The organism is Parabacteroides sp. AF17-3 (genome assembly GCF_003635445.1).
Classification (GTDB): domain Bacteria; phylum Bacteroidota; class Bacteroidia; order Bacteroidales; family Tannerellaceae; genus Parabacteroides; species Parabacteroides goldsteinii.
This window is the reverse complement of the sequence record NZ_QTMM01000004.1, coordinates 322,619-342,154: the sequence shown is the minus strand read 5'-3', so window position 1 is coordinate 342,154 and position 19,536 is coordinate 322,619. Positions and strand designations below refer to the sequence as shown.

Below are 19,536 nucleotides of genomic sequence, written 5' to 3'. Positions count from 1 at the left end.
GTGCCTTTTTTATCAGACAATCAGGTTTGCGATCAGCTGGATAAACAGGATCAGGAAAACCATGGCAATCGGATAAACAGTCGCATATGCAATGCTCGGTGCGGAACTGTCTGTCATAGAGTCGGCTGCGGCAAGTCCGGGTGTGCTGGTCATACCTCCGGCGATGGTGCCGATCAGGTCAAGGATATTGATTTTAAAGACCCAGTAACCGAATCCTAAAGCGATAAGCATCGGGACCATCGTGATTGCCATGCCGACACCGAACAGCGTCCATCCGCTTTCCTGAAAAGTGGATACCAGGTTAACGCCGGCTGATGTCCCGACTTCCGCCAGGAATAACAACAACCCTAACTGACGCAGTAACTGGTTGGCTGAACCTGACATGGACCATACGATCGGGCCCGTTTTTCCGATTGCGCTTAAAACAAGCGCCACCATCAGGATACCTCCGGTCAGTCCCGGAGAGAACGAGAATGAATCGGAGAACGACAGATTCAGTTTCCCGAATAGTACGCCCAGTACGATACCGGCGGCAATCGGGAAAAAGTCGGTATCTGAAAGTTTTTTCTCATCGTTACCGAGAATTTGTCCAAGTTCTTTTAAGTCCTCTTTTTCTCCGGCGATCATCAGTTTGTCACCAAATTTTAGTGTCAGATCCGGTTCGGGAGGAAGGTCGATACCGCTTCGGCGGACGCGGGTTACCGTGCAGTTGAATGTTCCTTGCAGGTTTAAATATCCTAACGTCTTATTTATTACGTTTTTATTAGTAATAAGCATAGACTGAAGTTCTTGTGTGCTGTTGAAAGGGAGATCCCCTTTGATGCGTTCGCCTACCAATATTTCCAGTTGTTCCAGTGATTTGTCATTACCGACGGCTTTGATCAAATCTCCTTCTTCCAGAACACTTTGTGCTGTGGGAATAGATGTTTTTTCGTTATGCTTGATACGGGAGACGACAGCTCCTGTCATACTACGCAATTGTAGTTGTGCCAGTGTCTTGCCACAAATATTACTGTTAATAATACGGAAAGCAGCTGTATGCAATGGGGGATATTTACCTTTTCTTTTTGCTTCCAGGGCCTGTGCTTCTGCATTCAGGTCTATACGAAGTATTTTGGGTAACAACTTGACAAACAGGATCACACCGATCACACCGAACGGATAAGCAATACCATAGGCGATGGAAGCGGAGGAAGACTGGGTCGTGTCGATTGCAACCGCCAAACCCGGTGTACTGGTCAGTGCCCCGGCTATCAGTCCGACTATGCTTGGTGTATCGATTCCTAAAGCATATTTGAATATCAAACCTGTCAAGCAGGCGGAACCAACGATTAACAAGGTGAGGATAATCAGTGTTTTCCCTTTCGACCGGAAAGAATCGAAAAATCCCGGACCGGCCTGTATACCGATGGTAAAGATGAATAACACTAAACCGAAGTTACCCAGTTCCTTAGGTATGATCACTCCGAAATGACCGAACAAAAGTGCAATGAAAATGACGGCTGAAACGTCAAGAGAAAGACCTTTAATCTGTATTCTGCCCAAAATGAATCCTAATGCAACGATCAGGAAAAGAGCAAAATAGGAAGACTGAAGCAGTGTTGCAAACATGTCAAATAATTTTATTGTGAAGATTTGAGAGCGCAAAAGTACACTTTTTTGGGTGCATGGGCAATCTCCTGGCGAGATTTCTGTTACCTTTGCAGCGAATTATTAAGAAGAATATCCCGCACGTGAATCGATACTTTATTTATTTAGGTTATAACGGTAAGAATTTCAGTGGTTGGCAGGTACAACCCAATGGTATGACTGTACAACAATGTCTGGAAGAGGCCTTGGCTACACTGCTGCGCCAGCCGGTTCCGGTTGTCGGTGCAGGACGTACGGATGCAGGTGTCCATGCCCGGCTGATGGTTGCTCATTTTGATTGGGGCGAACCGGTTGCCGACCTGTCTTTCCTGGCGGAGAAGCTGAACCGTTTACTTCCGAAAGATATTGCCGTTTACCGGATCGTACCGGTCAGGCCGGAAGCGCATGCCCGTTTTGACGCCACTTCCCGTACCTATAAATATTATATAACTACCCGGAAAGATCCGTTCAATTATGATCTGGTTTACAGAATGAGCGGTCAGCTGGACTTTGAAGCGATGAATGAGGCATGTAAGGTTTTGTTTGATTATATCGACTTCACCAGTTTCAGCAAATTGCATACGGATGTAAAGACGAATAACTGCCGTATTTATAAAGCGGGATGGGAACAGGAAGGCGATGTTTGGGTATTTACAGTTCAGGCGGACCGTTTCCTGCGTAACATGGTGAGGGCGATCGTCGGTACCTTATTGGAGGTGGGACGCGGAAAGTTGACGATAGAGGGTTTTCGTAAAGTAATAGAGGCCAAAGACAGATGCAAGGCCGGAACTTCTGTTCCGGGGCATGCACTTTTTCTTGTGGATGTAACATATCCTGAAAATATTTTTAATATTTAATCATCATGTGGTTAGCGCTAGCATTTGCCTCAGCATTCCTGTTGGGATGTTATGAAGTAAATAAAAAGATTTCCCTGAACGGGAATGCCGTAATTCCGGTATTGTTTCTGAATACGTTGATAAGCAGCCTTATCTTCGTTCCGTTTATATTTTTATCGTTCTGTACGAATGTGCTGGACGATACTATGTTTTATGTTCCCCGTGTCTCTTTTGAGGCGCATGTGGCTGTATTTATCAAAGCGGTGATCGTGTTGTCTTCCTGGATATCCGGTTATTTTGCATTGAAGCATCTGCCGCTTACCATCACGGGACCGATCAAGGCTACACAACCGGTCCTTACTTTGGTCGGAGCGATGGTTATTTTTGGGGAACGTCTGAATTTGTATCAGTGGATCGGGGTTTTGCTTTCCATCGCTTCATTTTATATGCTTTCCTCTTCGGGAAAGAAAGAAGGGATAAACTTTACCCATAACAAATGGATATTCTTCACGATTATTTCCATAATAACCGGTGCAATGAGCGGCTTGTACGATAAGCATCTGATGGGGAGTATGGATGTGATGACGGTGCAGGTCTGGTTCAATGTCTATCAGTGTCTGATCATGTTGCCGATCCTGTTGTTGCTATGGTATCCGCAGCGTAAGAAGAGTACGCCTTTTGTGTGGCACTGGAATATCGTATTTATCTCCGTATTCCTGATCATTGCCGACTGGATTTACTTTTATGCCTTGAGTTTCCCGGATTCAATGATCTCGATTGTATCTATGGTACGCCGTAGCAATGTATTGGTTACTTTTGTAGCTGGAGCGATCTTCTTCCATGAAAAAAACTTAAAGAGCAAGGCTGTGGACTTATTCCTTGTGTTGTTAGGAATGATATTCCTATATTTGGGGACGAAATAGACAATAGAATATGAAACGACTTATTTTTTCTATATTGATTTGTGTTTTTGCATGGGGTGTGAAAGCCCAGGAAATAGATGCATTATTTGTTTCAATGCCGGATAAGAATATTCCGCAACTGGAAGATGCCTGGCGTAAGGACTTGGTCGATCTGTACAAATCGGGTAAAGAGGCCCGTTTGAAGAATACGATGAATGGCTTTTCTACATTGAAGAATCTTACTTCCGATTATCTGTTGTTACAGGTTACCGACAGAAGTACTATAGAAATGAAATTACTTCCATTGGTAAATAATACGAATGTGATCTGTCTGGTGAAAACGGTAAATGGTCCGGTTCCTGACAGCCGGATTGAGTTTTTTACAACGGAATGGGAACCTTTGGCTGCTTCCGACCTGTTCACTCCCGTAGAGGCGGATTGGTTTATTAAAGAAGATGCAGATAAAAACAGTACGGCTTTTCTGGATGCAGCTTCCCGGTTGGATATGGATTTGATACAGTACAGTTTGAGTCCTGAAAATCTGACATTAACGGCAACATACACAACTCCTCAGTATCTGAGCCAGGAAGACCGTAAGATAGTAACTCCCTTTATAAAAGAAGCTCCAAAAGTGTATACCTGGGAGAAATATCATTTTAAATAGGATATTTATGGATAACAGATTCATCTTGAAGAATAGTATCTTGTCTTTAATAATAGGTGATCATCATTGAAATATTAATTAAAATGTTACATTTGCTTAATTATATGTCTGAAAGGGAGAACATTTTCTTATGGATTTTGAGCAATTGTATATAACGTGGTATTCTCGTTTGAAGTTTTTTGCCCGTGAATATGTACTGTCGGATGCTGATGCAGAGAACATAGTACAAGATATTTTTACGGACTTATATGAAAAACGGGAAGTTCTGGAAATACCCGTGAATATGGTTGCCTATCTGTTTACGGCAACTAAAAACAGATGTATCAATCATATTCACCGTAAGATATTGGAGCAGGAAACCAGTCAATGGATGCAGGATGAATACAGCCTGACCTTACGGATGAAATTTAATTCTCTGGAGGCTTTCGATCTTGAATTTGCCTCTGATAACGAGATAGAATCCCGCTTGGAGAAAGCTCTGCAATCTTTACCGGAGCGGTGCCGGGAGATTTTCATTATGAATAAATTTGAGGGGATAAAACAGAAAGATATAGCAAAGCTGCTTAATATATCGGTCAATACGGTGGAAAATCAAATGGCTGTAGCTTATAAAAAATTGAGAGAGGAATTGAAAGATTATATACCGCTTTTGATTTTATTGCTTGGAATTTAAAAATAAAGAAAAACGAAGATGACTGTAAAGCGGGCCTCTTCGTTTTTTTCTTTTAAGGACTCTCTTTTTTTTGAAAAATGTATAGTGGATTTTTTCTTTTAGTTTGTCTACTTTATAAATACGATAGGAATATATTATAAAATGGACGAACGTATCGATAAATATTTTCAGGGTGAATTGAAGAAGCCGGAGCGGGTGAAGCTGTTATTGGAGGTTGTGCGTGATGAGGAGTTGAGGAAACAGATTGTAGAATTTCAAAATGTGTACACGCTTACAGGTCTGGCCCCTCAAGGTGCCGATAAAGAAGCCGGCCAGCAGAGCCTGCAACAGTTCATGAAGAGGCAACGCCGGATGGTACGGAGAAAATATCTTATCCGGAGTTTGGGATATGCTGCCGCAGCGGCTATACTGATTGTCTCTGTCTGGATAACTGCTGTCAGTTATGTGGATAAACCGGATGATTATGTCGCTGCTCAACAGGAGTTTTTTGTGCCGGCCGGACAACGGGCACGTATTAAATTGCCCGATGGCACATTTGTCTGGTTGAATGCCGGATCGGTGTTGACATATCCGTCGATTTTTGGGGAAGAGAGAAAAGTATATCTGAAAGGAGAAGGTTTTTTTGATGTCGCCAAGAATGAAAAATCACCGTTTATCGTTTCTACTGGAACTTTAGATATTAGGGCATTGGGTACACAGTTCAATGTGTTTTGCTATCCGGATGCCGGACTGATCAGTACGAGCTTGATAGAGGGTTCCGTTAAAGTGTATCATCCGGAAGACGAGGCGAATGGGGTTGTACTGAAACCTAATCAGCAATTGGTTTATGACCGGCAATCTTTTCAGACCATTCAAATGAAGAATGAAGATGACTTATTGTGGAAAGATGGCATTTATAATTTCAAATCGGAACGTTTAGAGTCGATCCTGAAGAAACTGGAATTATATTATGACGTGAAAATCGTAGTAAAGAGTCCGGAAATCCTTTCTTACCGTTATACCGGGAAATTTCGTCAGCGGGATGGAGTCGTGGAGATTTTGCGTATCATTCAGAAAATACATCATTTCAAAATGAGCGAGAATGATGAACGTAATATCGTAACCTTATACCGGTAGTATGAATTTACCGTAAATTTGATTGTTTAACTTTAAAAGAAATGCCTATGATGAAAAACTGAAGAAAAAATCATTGCTATAAAAATCGGCGGATGCGACCAACATCCACCGACCAGTATAAAGCAAATCCAATGTGACTTTGAAATTAGTATTTACTTTAATGAAACAAAGATATGAAAAGAAATCCTTTGTTAACACCTCCGGTGTGTTTAAAAAAAAGAAATAATATACTTCGTATTATGAAAATAGCCTTGATCTTTTTATTTGCATTTGTATTCCAGCTGATGGCTGTCAAGAGTGATGCACAAAATGTTACAGTGAAATTACCCAACACACAACTGACTGTAGGAGAGCTGATCCGTGCGATAGAGAAACAAACGAACTACCTGGTTGTGTTCAGTGATACGGAAATAGATACGGAACAGGTTGTCCGGTTGAAAAATAGCCAGGCGAAAGTGTCTGAATATCTGGTTGAGGCTTTTGAAAATAATGAGATAAAGTATGAGTTTGAAAATGACTATATTATTTTATCCAAACGTTCCGTTTATAATATTCCACAACAGAGTCGGAAAAATGTCACCGGAAAGGTCGTGGATCAGGAAGGAGAACCAATCATCGGGGCCAATATTGTAATAAAAGGTTCCACAACAGGAGTAGTAACCGATGTCGATGGAAAGTTCAGTTTAACAGTCTCGGAACAGGACCGGTTATTAATCAGTTATATAGGATATGTCCCGGTTGAAATTACTATAGGTAACAAGAATGTCCTGAATATACAAATGCAAGAGGAAACTCTGGCCCTTGATGAGCTGGTGGTGATTGGTTATGGAACGAGGAAAAAGTCGACACTTACCGGTTCGGTTTCAATGATTGATAAAGAGGTTTTGGAAGACAGGCCCGTGGCAAGGACAACAGATTTGTTGCAGGGCATTGCTCCGGGCGTACAGATAACGCGTTCAAATCAGGGAAAAATTCGCGGAACAAATAGTAGTATCTCTATCCGTGGGACAACCTCCAAAAGTGATCCGGGAGTATTGGTTGTTATTGACGGGATCGCTCAGAAAGACAACAATACATATGCGTTGGATAATATAAATCCGGATGACATCGAAAATATCAGTGTCCTGAAAGATGCGCAAGCCGCTATTTATGGTGCCCGTGCGGCAGGTGGGGTTATTCTGGTTACAACTAAAAGAGGACAGACAGACAAACCGACCATTAATTTTACAGGTACGTTTACAATTCAACAACCCTCTTTGATGAAAAAGAGTACGAATGTATTGCAGTTGGTGGAGATGATGAATGAGGGTTTTGTGAATGATGGACAAAATACGAATATGTATAGCCATATCGCGAAATATATAGCGGATAACCAATTGACGATGGATATTATCAAACAGAACAACGGGCAATATTCCTGTCAGTGGCCTTTTGATAATAGTGCGAATTTTGTATTTGGCGATTATAACTGGCCGGATATAATGTTTAGTCCTGCACCGATGCAAAATTATAATCTTTCGGTTTCCGGTAAGACACAGCGGTTGAATTATTACAATTCAGTCGGATATGTCAGTCAGGACGCCATGCTGAATTATGCCGACAATTCAAATAAGCGCTTTTTTGTCAAACTGAAGAACGACTATGATGTTACAAACTTTTTAAAGATAAAAACGATATTCGACTTTGAAAGGCAAAAAGTTACGGAACCTTATAAATATGACCAGATAGAATTTTGGCAAGGGTTGATATGGCCGGTATTTATGCCGTTTAATTCGGCAGGCAATTTATATAATTTCGGTTCCCATCAGAATCCGATCGGCTATGCCCGGGATGGAGGGAATACAACGGATTTGAATTATAGGGTGAAAGCATTGCTGGGATTTGTGTTGACACCGATTCAAAACTTATCGATAACGGGTGAATATTCCACCAGTTTTGATATTAATGAAAATGAATGGGCGGAACTGGGGTTCGATATGTATGACGAAAATAATAAATATTCATATAATTCGACTAACGGACGTAATTCAGCCGGCTCTTCATATGGCCGTTCCCGTTATACGGTAGCCAATATTTATGCTAATTATCAGTATACTTTATTAGAGAAAAACCGCTTTGACCTGATGGCCGGTTATTCACATGAAGAAGAGGACCATCGTACATTCAACGCTTATCGACGTTTGGGGCTGATCAGTCCGGAACTACCGACCTTCGGCGTAGGAAGCAGTGATGAGCAATATAATGGCGAGACTAAATCTGACCGTGCATTAAATTCTGTTTTTGCCCGGTTGGGATATTCGTTCGACAATAAATATTTACTGGAAGGAACCTTCCGTTACGATGGCTCTTCCCGCTTTGCCGAAGGGCATAGATGGTCACCTTTCTTTGGCGTTTCCGGTGCCTGGACGATATCGAATGAGTCCTTTATGCAATCGATCAATCATATTGTAAATTTCCTGAAATTGCGTGCTTCCTGGGGACAGATGGGGAATGAAGCCAGTATCGGATTGTACGATTATATCGCCCAGATCAATATCAACGGGCAATATCCAATGGGAAACTCTTTGTCTCCGTCGCTGACTCAGCAGGCTACTTTATCGGGGATGGCCAGTAAAACCCGTTCATGGGAAAAGATCGACACAAAGAATTTGGGCTTGGATGTATCTCTGCTGGATTCACGTCTGAACGCATCTTTGGACCTGTATATCAAAAACAATCCGAATATGTTTTTTACACAGGAGTTTCCCCAGGTTTTGGGAGTAACGGCTCCCAGTATTAACGGAGCTTATGTCCGTTCCAAAGGATGGGAACTTTCAATTGGCTGGCGTGATCAGATAGGTGACTGGGGGTATTCTGCGAATATGAATCTGAGCAATAACACCAGTAAAGTCTTGAAGTTGGCTGATTCGACGATACCAAATTCCGGATATAACTCTTTTGTGGAAGGATATCCTATCGGTTCTTATTTCGGATATGACTTTGACGGTTTTATTCAGACAGAACAGGAACTGGCTGACTATAATGCGAAAATGACTTCCGGTATTCCGAATAATCTATCACTGGGAGATGTTCGTTATAAAGATCTGGATGGTGACGGAAAATTGCTTCCCCAGGTTTATAAGTTAGGAGAGGACGGGAAACCGACGACCGATTCTGGTGATATGATTCATTTGGGAGATAACGGGCAGCATTATTTGTTTGGTATCAATCTGGGAGTGAACTGGAAAAATATAGATTTGAGTATGTTCTTCCAGGGAGTTTTGAAATGGCAAGTGCTGGAATCGAATAAACCGATTGAATATGACTCATGGCCGCCACAGGAATATTTCTATGGAAAATACTGGACATCAGGTAATACTAATGCGGTTTATCCGCGTCTGTCACAGAATGATGCTGTTAAAAATCACGATTATGTAGCGTCTAATGCTCCTTATAAATTCTATAATAACCGATATATTCGCCTGAAGAACCTGCAATTGGGATATACTTTCCCGAAAAGCCTGATCGGTAAAGCGAAAATAGAAAAACTTAGGGTATATTTCAGCGGAACGGATATTTGGGAGGCTTATTCTATCCCGGGAATTTATGATCCGGAGAAACCCTTTAACCCGCGTATTACTCCTTTCCCCAGAGGCTATTCATTTGGGATAAATGTTACACTTTAAATACATGCAAGATTATGAAAAATAATATAGTATATTCAATATGTTTTTTGTTGGCAGGTATATTGCTTTGCTCTTGTGAGAAGGATTTGAGTTTGTTTCCGCAGGATAAATATTCTGAGCCTACGTTTTTTCAAAGTGCCGGGCAATTCGAATTGTTTGCCAATCAGTTTTATTTCTCTCTGCCCAGTTCCGGCGCAGGCCTGGATGTGCGTTCGGATATTTTGGTCGATTGGAGTGAAAATACGATCAGTAACGGCAGTTATTCGCCGGAACCGAATAGTGACCAGTGGAAAAGTCCCTATATAAATATAAGGAATACTACCTACTTGCTTGAAAAGGCCATACTGGTTCCTGATCTGGCGGAACAGATCAGTGAATATGTCGGTGAGGCACATTTTTTCAGGGCGTTTGCTTATTTTGAGTTGCTGAGATACTATGGCGGCGTTCCTATCATAGATAAAGTACTCGACCTGGATGATACGGAATTACTTTACGGACCGAGAAACAGTCGGGAAGAAGTTGTAGACCATATCCTGAAAGACCTGGACAAAGCAATATCATTACTGCCGAAAGAAAAAGACATAGCGGAGGGAAAGAAAGGACGTGTAAGTCGCGAAGCTGCACTTTCTTTTAAAGGACGCATTGCCTTATTTGAGGGAACCTGGCGTAAATTCAGAGGGCAAAATGGCGATGAACTGTTGGACCTGGCAATTGCTGCGACCGGAGAAGTGATAAACGGAAACCAGTATGTGATTTTCGATCGCAGGGATGTTTTAGGAGAGGAGAGTTACCGCTATTTCTTTTTGTTGGATAAAGGTAAATCAAATGTTGCAGGGCTGACGAAAGCTGACCAGCAGGAGTATATACTGACAAATCGTTTCGATGCGGATATCAGACCAGCAGGAACCAGTAGCGCACATAAATATCCGAGTGTCACCCGTAAGTTTGCTGATCTGTTTTTGTGTACGGATGGTTTGCCAATAGACAAATCTCCATTGTTTGCAGGGCGTGAAACCGTCGAGAGCGAATATGAAAACAGGGATCTTCGTATGACAAATGTTCTGCAAAAACCGTTCACCCGCTTTTGGGCGAATAATCCTCCTGAATATAACCGTAACTGGAACGATCCTTTTGCAGGAGGCAATATTTATGATATCAATTTTGGTAATACGACCCGGACAGGATATTATGCGGTCAAGTTCAGGGTGGAAGTCGCTTCGCCGTTCGGAGTGGACTGGCCGGTTATCCGCCTGGCGGAAGTCCTGTTGATACATGCTGAGGCTTTATTTGAGAAAAACGGAAGTATAACAGATCAGCAATTGGATCTGACTATTAATAAATTAAGAGAAAGGGCAGGGCTTCCGGCTTTAACAAATACATTCGTCTCAGCAAACGGTTTGGATATGCGGACGGAAATCAGGCGGGAAAGAACGATTGAACTTTTTCTTGAAGGATTCCGTTTCGACGATTTACGCCGTTGGAAAAATGCGGAGACAGAAATGCCGATGGCTTTGAAAGGTGTTTTATGGCGCGATACTCAATATGCTACCGATTCAAGATGGAGTAACATTGATTTTCCGCAGGATGAGACGGGCAGTATTATCATCGAACCAACCAATAAGCGCAAGTTTGAAGAGAAACATTATTTGCTTCCTCTTCCTACCAGGCAGATATTGCTGAATCCGAATCTGGAACAAAATCCAGGTTGGTCATAATAACCCGAAAGGGAATAATAAAATAATTATCATATATGAGAACGGGAAAGAACAGCTTGTTTACAGGGCTTATTATTATTAGTCTGTTTTGTTGTCTGCAAAACAGTGATGCCCAACAATACGATGTCACTTTCAAATCGTTGTTGCAGGAAATGACAGACCGTACTGTCATGACTAGGAAACCGGAATTTCCGTATAAGGCGTTACAAAGTAGCAGTTACAATCGTGCAGCTGTAACGCCGGATGATCCGGTAGGATGGTTTGCTAACGGCGATCAGGGTTTTGACTTGCGTAAAGAAACAAATAACGGGAAACAGGAGTCTGTCCTGATGGAGTGTGACGGACCGGGGGTGTTGACCCGGATATGGACTCCTTTTTTCTATAAGGATTTCGATAACAGGGAGGGACCGGATATCTTGATTTATCTGGATGGAGAGGAAGAGCCATCCATACGGACGAATATGATCCGGCTGTTGACGGGTGAATCTTTTGCTCCGCCTCCTTTTGCCGTTTATACTTGTCGGGCAGGAGATTTATATTTACCGATTTCATTCGGCAAAAGTTGTAAAGTATCCGTTGAAGGAGATTCATTTTTCTATATTATAAACTATAGGGCTTATTCTCCGGAAGTAAAGGTCGAAACATTTCAACCGGAATTTATGGAACGTTATCAGGCTGTTTTGACGCAGACCGGGAAAGAGTTGACGGACCCCACACCCTTTACTAAAGGGAAGAAAGTTTCTTTTTCCAAGTCGGTCAGCAGCCGGCAGACAGAGGCTATTCCTTTGCCCAAAGGTACTTCTGCCATTCGTCATATGACGTTTAAGTTGTCTGCCGAAAATGTTCCGCAGGCTTTACGTTCGACCGTCCTTGAAATAGTTTTTGATGATAAATCAACCGTTTGGTGTCCGTTAGGAGACTTCTTCGGGAATGTCAATGCGGTAGATCCTTATAAGACATGGGTACGGGAGGTTCATCCCGATGGGACAATGGTCTGCCGATGGATTATGCCTTACAGGAAAAGCGGGGAGATACGCATTCATAATCTTTCCACATTTTCGGTAAAACTGGAGTCCGAGATAGTGGTTTCTCCCTGGAAATGGACAGACGATACTTATTATTTCCATGCTAATTGGTGGACTGATGAACCTTATATGGCCAATCCGGTCCGTGATATGACTTTTGTCGAAGTAAAAGGAGAAGGCATTCATGTGGGAGATAATTTTGTTGTTCTGAACCCGTTACCCTGGTGGTGGGGAGAAGGGGATGAAAAGATTTATGTGGATGACGATTTTGACAGGCGTTTCCCTTCCCATTTCGGGACGGGCACGGAAGATTATTATGGTTGGGCCGGAGGTGTTCACCCTACTCGTGAAGACGAGTTCTCAACGCCTTTCCTGGCAAACATCCGGGTAGGAGGAGAGACGCGTGGGTTTACCGGAGAGAACCCCCATACTCGTGGATATAATATCTGTACAAGAAGTCGTTCGCTGGATGCGATACCGTTCAATCAACGGTTTAAGCTCGATATGGAAGCGTTCAATTTTTCGTCCGGGCCGGATGCGATCCTGCAATACGCTTTGACATCATTCTGGTATGGGAGCATGGAGGCCGAACATAACAGGCCTCCAATGGTTGAAGCGGCCTCTGGTCCGGTTCCTCAGATAGAGGATCTGGAAAAGATTACGCAGACAAACAATTTCCGTATAAAGAATGCTATTGAATTGGAAGATATATATCCGCTGCTTGCTTCTGACGGACTGATCCGGAAGGTACAGGCTATGGATAATGAAAAGTCTGATTCGAAATGGAGCATGGCTAAACAGTTGTCGGTTGAGGCTGTTAAGGTGAAGGATTATGTTTCTTTCCGTTTCGGAGAGCAGTATCATCCTAAAAAAGTTCTTCTTTACCTGACAACTTCACCTGTTTCCGCTAAATTGAATATCTATATCAATGAAAAGCTAATCGCGGAAAGCTGGGATGCTTACAGTAATAAAATAGAATGCAGAGAATTAGACCTGGGACTTCAACAACCGATGAATAATACTTTTGAACTGAGGGTTGAGGTTGCTGGTAAGAATGAGAAATCATCCGGGTATCATTTCGGTTTGGATTGTATTTTGTTTAAGGACAATTAATCTGCCAGGTTATGATACAAAATAGTTATAAATACGGTTGGTTAGTAATTGTTCTTTGTTTTCTAGGGGTAAGCTGCGCTTCTGAAAAACTCTCCTGGAAAGAGGAACTGCATAATGAAATTTCTTTATTGGGACATCGTAACTGGATCGTTGTGACGGATATGGCTTATCCCCTGCAAAGTCAGGAAGGCATTAAGACGATCTGTACAGGAGACGATTACCTGGAAGTCTTATCTTTTGTTACGGCTGAAATCGATCGGGCACCGCATATTAAAGCGAATGTCTATCAGGATCGGGAACTGCTGTTTATGAAGGATACGGATGCTTCGGGGATCACAGAACTCCGGCAGGAGGTTGCTGGCTTATTCGGGGGGTATTTACAGTATGTACCTCATGAGGAGTTGATAGCCCGGCTGGATAGCATAAGCAGTGTCTTTAATGTCATTATTTTGAAAAGTAATCTGACAATCCCGTATACATCTACTTTTTTTGAGTTGGATTGTTACTATTGGGATGATGTCCGGCAACAAGAGTTAGAGAAACGTTTTCAAGAACATTAAAGGTCTCACTATGATATACAAATGATATTGATCGGGCAGGTACCGCAGATAGTTTATTTATGATAATATATATCTGTGGTTATCTGCCTGGTCTTTTAGTACTCCCCTTTTTATTCAATGAGCTGTCCTTCCGAATCGAATGTAAGTTTTACCTTATTATTATCCTGTTTCAGTTCAAATACGTAAAACATACCGGCTGGTTTTTCGATTGCATCTACTTCCAGTACTTTGTATTGGTTATAGGCGGAACTGGCAAGTTCGTCCGTCACAACGACCGGGACATCTTCAAGACGGGTATCCCATTGAGTGCTGATCCATTCGTTCTTTTCATTGAATGATACTTCTTTATGGATGCCTTTATCTTTTATATCGATTTCCGTGCCGCTCTTTTCTTTATCGAGTTTCAGGATGGTTGCCTGCGGATATTTGGTCGAGATAAAGTTCCGGAAAACCTGAGGGACTTCGACAGTCTGGTTTACTTTCTTTTGATGGTTATTACAACCGGCAAGCAGCGAAATGCAGCATACGAGAATGGCTAAAACAGATAGTTTTTCTTCCATGACGTTTAATTTTAATTGTTTATAAAAGAAAACACGAATACAATGGAGGTCCAGCCATCGTATTCGTGTAGTTTATTCTCGTAAGAAACAAATTCGCTCTATGCAAAGTTCGTTTTTACAGAGTTAATCTTTTTGGGTACTCTTAATATTGCCTTCGGAATCGAATGTTACTTTAACATCATTATCTCCTTGTTCCAGGTCGAATACATAGAAAGTACCTTCCGGTTTTTCAATAAGATCAATATCATCAATTGTATAATTCTTGTATTCGGAAGCCTGTAAAGCATTCATGACGATTGCCGGAACCTGATCTTTTGTAATGTCCCATTCTGTAGAAATCCATTGGTTTTCAGTGTTGAAATAAACATCCTTGTAGATATTATTATGGAGGATATCCACTTCAAAACCATTTTTTTCTTGATCGAATTCCAGCATAGTGGCACCCGGATACATCTCGTTGATGGCATCGCTGATTGCTTGCGGGATAACAACAGGTTGGAAATTGTTGTCGTTATCATCATCGGGAACTGCTTTTAAGAGAACACCATCTTCAGTATAATACAGGTCGACTTCCTGTTCTCCTTGTTCCACTTCTATGACATAGACTGTGGCGGCGTTGGAGCGTTCGAGCTTATCAAAGTCAGTGGGTTTCCAGTTTTTGTATTCGCCGCCGTTCAGGTTTAAGCGTACCGGTTCAGGAAGCAGACCGAAATTGATTTCCGTCTTTGTCATTACCCAGTTGCCTTTATTGTCAAACCAGGCTTCGGCATCATTTCCGCTCAGATGGAAATCGGCTACCTCATAACCACTTTTTGTTTCCCATTCTACTTTACCGACACCCGGGTATTTTTCATCGAATGCTTTAGTGACGGTTTGGTCGGGCAGATAGTTGTTGTCATCATCATCACAGCTTGTAAATGCAAACAGACCGCACAATGCTAATGCTAAGATAGATAATTTTACTTTCATACTTATTTTCTTTTTGTTGTTTTGTTAATCGAATTTCTTAAAGTTACCGTTACGGTCGAATTTGAGTTCAAGGTCATTGTTTAACTTGACTTCATATTCGCGTGTGTCTTTGTCCACAGAGATTACCTTGCTATCGGCAAAATTCTTCCTTATATAATCAGCTATTCTGGCAGGCAGGATTTCTAAAGGGATGGAGGCATGGCGCGCTTCGATCTCTTTCCATTCGCCGGACTTGTCAAATTCCACATTAATTCCGTTGGTAAGGATCACGTCATATCCTTTTGTTCCCAACAGATTGCTTTCTATTTTTATATGCGAGATATCTGTCTGTCCGAAATGGTCTGACAGGAAGTTGCGGCATACAGAAGGCAATACCGATTTGTCTCTTGTAATCTTCTCGTTGTCTGCGAAAATGGCCATTGTCGATAATAACAAGCTGACCAGAATTAATCCGAACTTTTTCATGACTTTCTTCTTTTAATTTATACTGCAAAGAAAAGGTGACATTTGGGAAAGATTTGGGAAAAATGATTATTTGAATGTTAAAATGAACTGATGCAGCCCATTATATTCATATTTTATATTTATCCCGTAAATGGAAACAATCGATTTAACGATCGCTAATCCCAGTCCGGTTGAATCTTTCTTATGTGTCTGTTTTTCAAAACGGTTGAACAAAGTAGCTTCATTCAGTTTCGGACTGTCGCAACTGTTGGCAACAGTTAATGTACGGCTGGTTACTGTAATGGCGATTGTTCCGTTTTCTATATTATGTATAAACGCGTTCTTTAATAAATTGCTGACCAGGGTAGTAGCCAGCGATTCGTTCATCGTATATGTTAATAAACCGGCTTCCGTATAGGATACCTGTATATTTTTGTATTCATACATCTCTTTAAAATCCGGCAGTAGTCTGTCGATCAGCTTGTTGAACTCTATCCCGGAGGTGTCGGGGAACTGTTTGTTGTCGATACGTGAAAGGAGTAACAAGGATTTGTTCGTCTTTATAATCCCACGGAGCGTATGATTGATTCCGGCTATTTCGGAAAGCTGTTCTTCCGTGCAATCAGGGTCCTCGCTGAGAAGTTCCAGTTTGTTCATGCAGATAGCTAACGGTGTTTGCAGTTCGTGGGAAGCATTCTCGACGAACTGTTTTTGTTGGTTATACATGGCTGTATTCCGTTCCATGGCTGTTTGTATGGCCGTATTCAGGATTTTGAATTCTTCCACTTGGGTTTCGTTTACCAATGGAGCCGGTTGTTTTCCGGGGCGGTATTCTTTCAGCCATTTAACGAGCGTATAAAGGGGGCGGAAGCTGGATTTGAATACAAAGTGCGATACCAGCAGGATACAACAAAGCAGGCTGACATATAATATAATGATACTCCAGAAGATTGCTTCGGCCATATCTTCTTTCTCGAGGGTTGAAGTTTCGATGGTCAACTCGTAATATTTCCGGTCGGAAGTCATGAACCAGGTACGTAATACACGGACCGGTTCGTACTCCATTTCGATTTCGATATAGGTGGTGGAGTCGAAGAACTCGTCTTTATCCAGTTCCGCTTCCGCCTCCGGGACTTCACGGATATAATATTTGGTCATGATGTCGACATGGTCACGCAGTAATGTGCTGTCGGCAAGGACACTCTTGATAATGATCTCCTTATAATTCTCCAGGCTGTCGTTGGTCTCGTCGTCTATCTCATGCATGATGACGAAATAGAAACAGCAGGCCCAGGCGGTCAGGATAATCAATAACGGAATCGACAGGTTGCGGAATGTATAGTGGATCAGTTTCATCGTGTTATTCTTCGTTTACCATTTTATAGCCAAAACCGTAAACTGCTTTGATTTCGGCTGTCGCTCCGGCAGACTTTAGTTTCTTGCGCAGGTTTTTTACCTGGCTGTAAATAAAGTCGAAGCTGTCTGCCTGGTCGATATAATCTCCCCAGATAGATTCGGCCAGTGCCCCTTTGCTGATCAGGCGGTCGGGGTTGGTGACAAAATAGTAAAGCAGGTCGAACTCTTTGCGGTTCAACACCAGTTCTTCTTCATTAATATATACGGCATGGCGGTCCGGGTAGACAATAATGTTTGCCAGGTTGATATGCATTTCGCCATCCTGTTGTTTCCGGCGGATGATGCATTTGATCCGGGCATTCAGCTCGGCCAGGTGGAAAGGCTTGGTCAGATAGTCGTCGGCACCGAGGTCGAGACCGGTCACTTTATCTTCGATCGAGTCTTTGGCGGAGACGATGATAACACTGTCTTTTTTCCGCATCTTCTTCAATTCTTCCAGTAAACTGAGGCCGCTACCGCCCGGCAACATGATATCCAGCACGATACAATCGTAATCATAATCGTTGATCTTCAGCAAAGCATCCTGATAGTTGGCTGCACTTTCCACGACATAGCGCTCCTTTTCCAACGAACGGATCATTACTTCACGCAAAGAATCTTCATCTTCTACAATCAGAATTTTCATGGGCTATCTTATTTATTTACAAAGTTATGCAATAATTCTGGCAAAAATCTGGAATTTTCGTGTTATGTTTTCCTTCCTTTGTCGTCATAATAACAGAATGGAACTTGAAACGTTTAAAATAACCGTCTTACCACTCCGGGATAAGCTGATCAACTTTTCCCTGAGACTGATGCAGGAAAAGGCCGATGCCGAGGATATCGTGCAGGAGGCTTTTTTGAAGCTGTGGTATATCCGTGAGAAACTGGACGGCTACAATAGCGTGGAAGCACTGGCGATGCAGGTCACCAAGAATCTGGCTTTGGATAAACTGCGAGCTCGCCGGCCGGAAGGTCCTGATATAGAGACGCTATCGCTGGATTCGGGATACCGTTCACCGGCTGAACAGTTGGAACAACAGGATGCCGCCGCCCGTATCCGGCAACTGATCAGCCAACTGCCTGCTGTACAGCAAACCATCATCCGGATGAAAGATGTGGAAGGCTATGAGATTGGGGAGATAGCGGAGATAACCGGCTCTCAGGTCGAAGCTATCCGTTCCAACCTCTCGAGAGCCAGGAAGAAGATACGGGAACAGTTTTTATTATTAAACAAACAGGAGCAATTATGAATATAGATGAATTATTGAATCGGTATTTTGAAGGAGAGACTTCGGCGGAAGAAGAGCAGAAGCTCCGTCGTTTCTTCGCTTCAGACAATGTTCCGGAAAACCTGTCTGCCTACAAACCTTTGTTTGCTTATTTCGATGAGGAGATTACGGCTGAAAGGGATATGGCAGAAGAGATATGGTCGGAGATCGCTCCCGAAGCACTTCCGGAAAAGCGTTTCCGGTTGAATCGCAAGTCGGTGGTTTATGTCCTGTCGGCAGTTGCTGCTTGTGTGCTGGTGTTCTTGGGAATCAGTCAGTTGCTCTATCCGGCCGATCCCTGTTTCTGTTCAGATAATTATGTAGTGATAAACGGTCGGTGCTATACCGATATCCATAAGGTTCGCTCTTCGGCTTTTGAAGCGTTGCATGAGGTGGCCACTCCTGCAGACGAATATTTTCCCGAAGAAGATAAGGATGAAGCAGATCGCCGGATCATAGATAACCAATTAAAGGAACTCGGTTCCATATTCAGTGATGACGAATAAAAAACATGTTGCGATGAAACAGATTAAATACACATTATTAGTATGGTTGGCGGCCCTTATGCTGTTTCCTGCCGGAGTAGGGGCAACAGATGCTGAGGTCTTGCAGAAAGACCTGAAGATACAGGATGTTTTCCAGCGTTACGGCCGTAAAAAGAATGTAACGATGGTGGAACTTTCCAACGAAATGCTCGAGACGTACGGTATGACCCGCTATAAGAGTATTACGATCAAGAATGATCCGGATGCCTTGCGTTTCACCCGTCAGTGTTTGGAGGCAGACCAGAAAGGCGCCCGTAAGATTAAGGAAGTGACCGACGATGGCGGTGTGATTTCCGCTTATTACCAGTTGCCGGGTAAGGAGGCCGATATAAACCGTTTTGTCCTTTTCAAAGTCAATGCAAAAGGCGTGATAACCCTGGTCTATATCGAAGGAGATTTGGATAGTGATGACCTGATTACTATCTTGTTCACTAAAAAAGATTTATAAACGAAT

The 19,536-nt window shown here is 42.5% G+C and carries 18 protein-coding genes; 12 read left to right on the top strand and 6 right to left on the bottom strand.

Annotation, left to right across the window (positions count from 1 at the left end):
* Window positions 1–12 precede the first annotated feature (12 nt).
* Complete coding sequence (locus DWW91_RS07530; protein WP_007659085.1) at window positions 13–1,611, bottom strand: aspartate:alanine exchanger family transporter; 1,599 nt, start codon at window positions 1,609–1,611, stop codon at window positions 13–15.
* A 122-nt stretch (window positions 1,612–1,733) separates the two neighbouring features.
* Between DWW91_RS07530 and truA the strand changes: the two genes are divergently transcribed.
* The 9 genes from truA (at window position 1,734) to DWW91_RS07485 (ending at window position 13,898) form a co-directional block, all read left to right on the top strand.
* On the top strand, window positions 1,734–2,486 hold the full coding sequence (gene truA / locus DWW91_RS07525; RefSeq protein ID WP_044214853.1) for a tRNA pseudouridine(38-40) synthase TruA: 753 nt from the start codon (window positions 1,734–1,736) through the stop codon (window positions 2,484–2,486).
* 5 nt (window positions 2,487–2,491) lie between these two features.
* A complete protein-coding gene (locus DWW91_RS07520; protein WP_046145102.1) occupies window positions 2,492–3,388 on the top strand; it encodes a DMT family transporter in 897 nt (298 codons plus the stop codon).
* A gap of 10 nt (window positions 3,389–3,398) precedes the next feature.
* Window positions 3,399–4,031: a DUF3256 family protein gene (locus tag DWW91_RS07515; RefSeq protein ID WP_010802389.1), complete on the top strand. Its 633-nt coding sequence runs from the start codon at window positions 3,399–3,401 to the stop codon at window positions 4,029–4,031.
* A gap of 130 nt (window positions 4,032–4,161) precedes the next feature.
* A complete protein-coding gene (locus DWW91_RS07510) occupies window positions 4,162–4,704 on the top strand; it encodes an RNA polymerase sigma-70 factor (protein WP_010802390.1) in 543 nt (180 codons plus the stop codon).
* A gap of 141 nt (window positions 4,705–4,845) precedes the next feature.
* Window positions 4,846–5,820, top strand: coding sequence for a FecR family protein (locus DWW91_RS07505; protein WP_010802391.1), 975 nt, complete (start codon window positions 4,846–4,848; stop codon window positions 5,818–5,820).
* A gap of 239 nt (window positions 5,821–6,059) precedes the next feature.
* Window positions 6,060–9,485 carry a TonB-dependent receptor gene (locus tag DWW91_RS07500; RefSeq protein ID WP_157310090.1) on the top strand — a complete coding sequence of 1,142 codons (3,426 nt, stop codon included), beginning with the start codon at window positions 6,060–6,062 and terminating at the stop codon, window positions 9,483–9,485.
* 14 nt (window positions 9,486–9,499) lie between these two features.
* Entirely contained in the window at window positions 9,500–11,200 is a 1,701-nt protein-coding gene (locus DWW91_RS07495; protein WP_010802393.1) for a RagB/SusD family nutrient uptake outer membrane protein, read from the top strand.
* A 35-nt stretch (window positions 11,201–11,235) separates the two neighbouring features.
* Window positions 11,236–13,338 carry a glycoside hydrolase family 172 protein gene (locus tag DWW91_RS07490; protein WP_010802394.1) on the top strand — a complete coding sequence of 701 codons (2,103 nt, stop codon included), beginning with the start codon at window positions 11,236–11,238 and terminating at the stop codon, window positions 13,336–13,338.
* Between the two features lie 11 nt (window positions 13,339–13,349).
* On the top strand, window positions 13,350–13,898 hold the full coding sequence (locus tag DWW91_RS07485; protein WP_053078024.1) for a hypothetical protein: 549 nt from the start codon (window positions 13,350–13,352) through the stop codon (window positions 13,896–13,898).
* Between the two features lie 110 nt (window positions 13,899–14,008).
* On the opposite strand, the gene DWW91_RS07480 is transcribed toward DWW91_RS07485, so the two are convergent.
* The 5 genes from DWW91_RS07480 to DWW91_RS07460 all read right to left on the bottom strand — a co-directional run bounded on the left by DWW91_RS07480 (window position 14,009) and on the right by DWW91_RS07460 (window position 17,912).
* Window positions 14,009–14,458, bottom strand: a complete 450-nt coding sequence (locus tag DWW91_RS07480) for a PepSY-like domain-containing protein (RefSeq protein WP_122327367.1) — start codon at window positions 14,456–14,458, stop codon at window positions 14,009–14,011.
* A 123-nt stretch (window positions 14,459–14,581) separates the two neighbouring features.
* Complete coding sequence (locus DWW91_RS07475) at window positions 14,582–15,427, bottom strand: PepSY-like domain-containing protein (protein ID WP_122327366.1); 846 nt, start codon at window positions 15,425–15,427, stop codon at window positions 14,582–14,584.
* 24 nt (window positions 15,428–15,451) lie between these two features.
* Window positions 15,452–15,892, bottom strand: a complete 441-nt coding sequence (locus DWW91_RS07470) for a PepSY-like domain-containing protein (protein WP_007659072.1) — start codon at window positions 15,890–15,892, stop codon at window positions 15,452–15,454.
* A gap of 66 nt (window positions 15,893–15,958) precedes the next feature.
* Window positions 15,959–17,227, bottom strand: a complete 1,269-nt coding sequence (locus DWW91_RS07465; RefSeq protein WP_122327365.1) for a sensor histidine kinase KdpD — start codon at window positions 17,225–17,227, stop codon at window positions 15,959–15,961.
* A 4-nt stretch (window positions 17,228–17,231) separates the two neighbouring features.
* On the bottom strand, window positions 17,232–17,912 hold the full coding sequence (locus tag DWW91_RS07460; protein ID WP_007659068.1) for a response regulator transcription factor: 681 nt from the start codon (window positions 17,910–17,912) through the stop codon (window positions 17,232–17,234).
* 97 nt (window positions 17,913–18,009) lie between these two features.
* Here DWW91_RS07460 and DWW91_RS07455 point away from each other — a divergent pair, with 97 nt between their 5' ends.
* The 3 genes from DWW91_RS07455 to DWW91_RS07445 are packed head-to-tail and all read left to right on the top strand — an operon-like array spanning window position 18,010 to window position 19,530.
* On the top strand, window positions 18,010–18,519 hold the full coding sequence (locus DWW91_RS07455) for an RNA polymerase sigma factor (protein WP_048314942.1): 510 nt from the start codon (window positions 18,010–18,012) through the stop codon (window positions 18,517–18,519).
* A complete protein-coding gene (locus DWW91_RS07450) occupies window positions 18,516–19,043 on the top strand; it encodes a hypothetical protein (protein WP_007659066.1) in 528 nt (175 codons plus the stop codon). The genes DWW91_RS07455 and DWW91_RS07450 overlap by 4 nt, the downstream gene beginning before the upstream one ends.
* A 13-nt stretch (window positions 19,044–19,056) precedes the next feature.
* Window positions 19,057–19,530, top strand: coding sequence for a hypothetical protein (locus DWW91_RS07445; protein ID WP_010802401.1), 474 nt, complete (start codon window positions 19,057–19,059; stop codon window positions 19,528–19,530).
* Window positions 19,531–19,536: the final 6 nt, after the last annotated feature.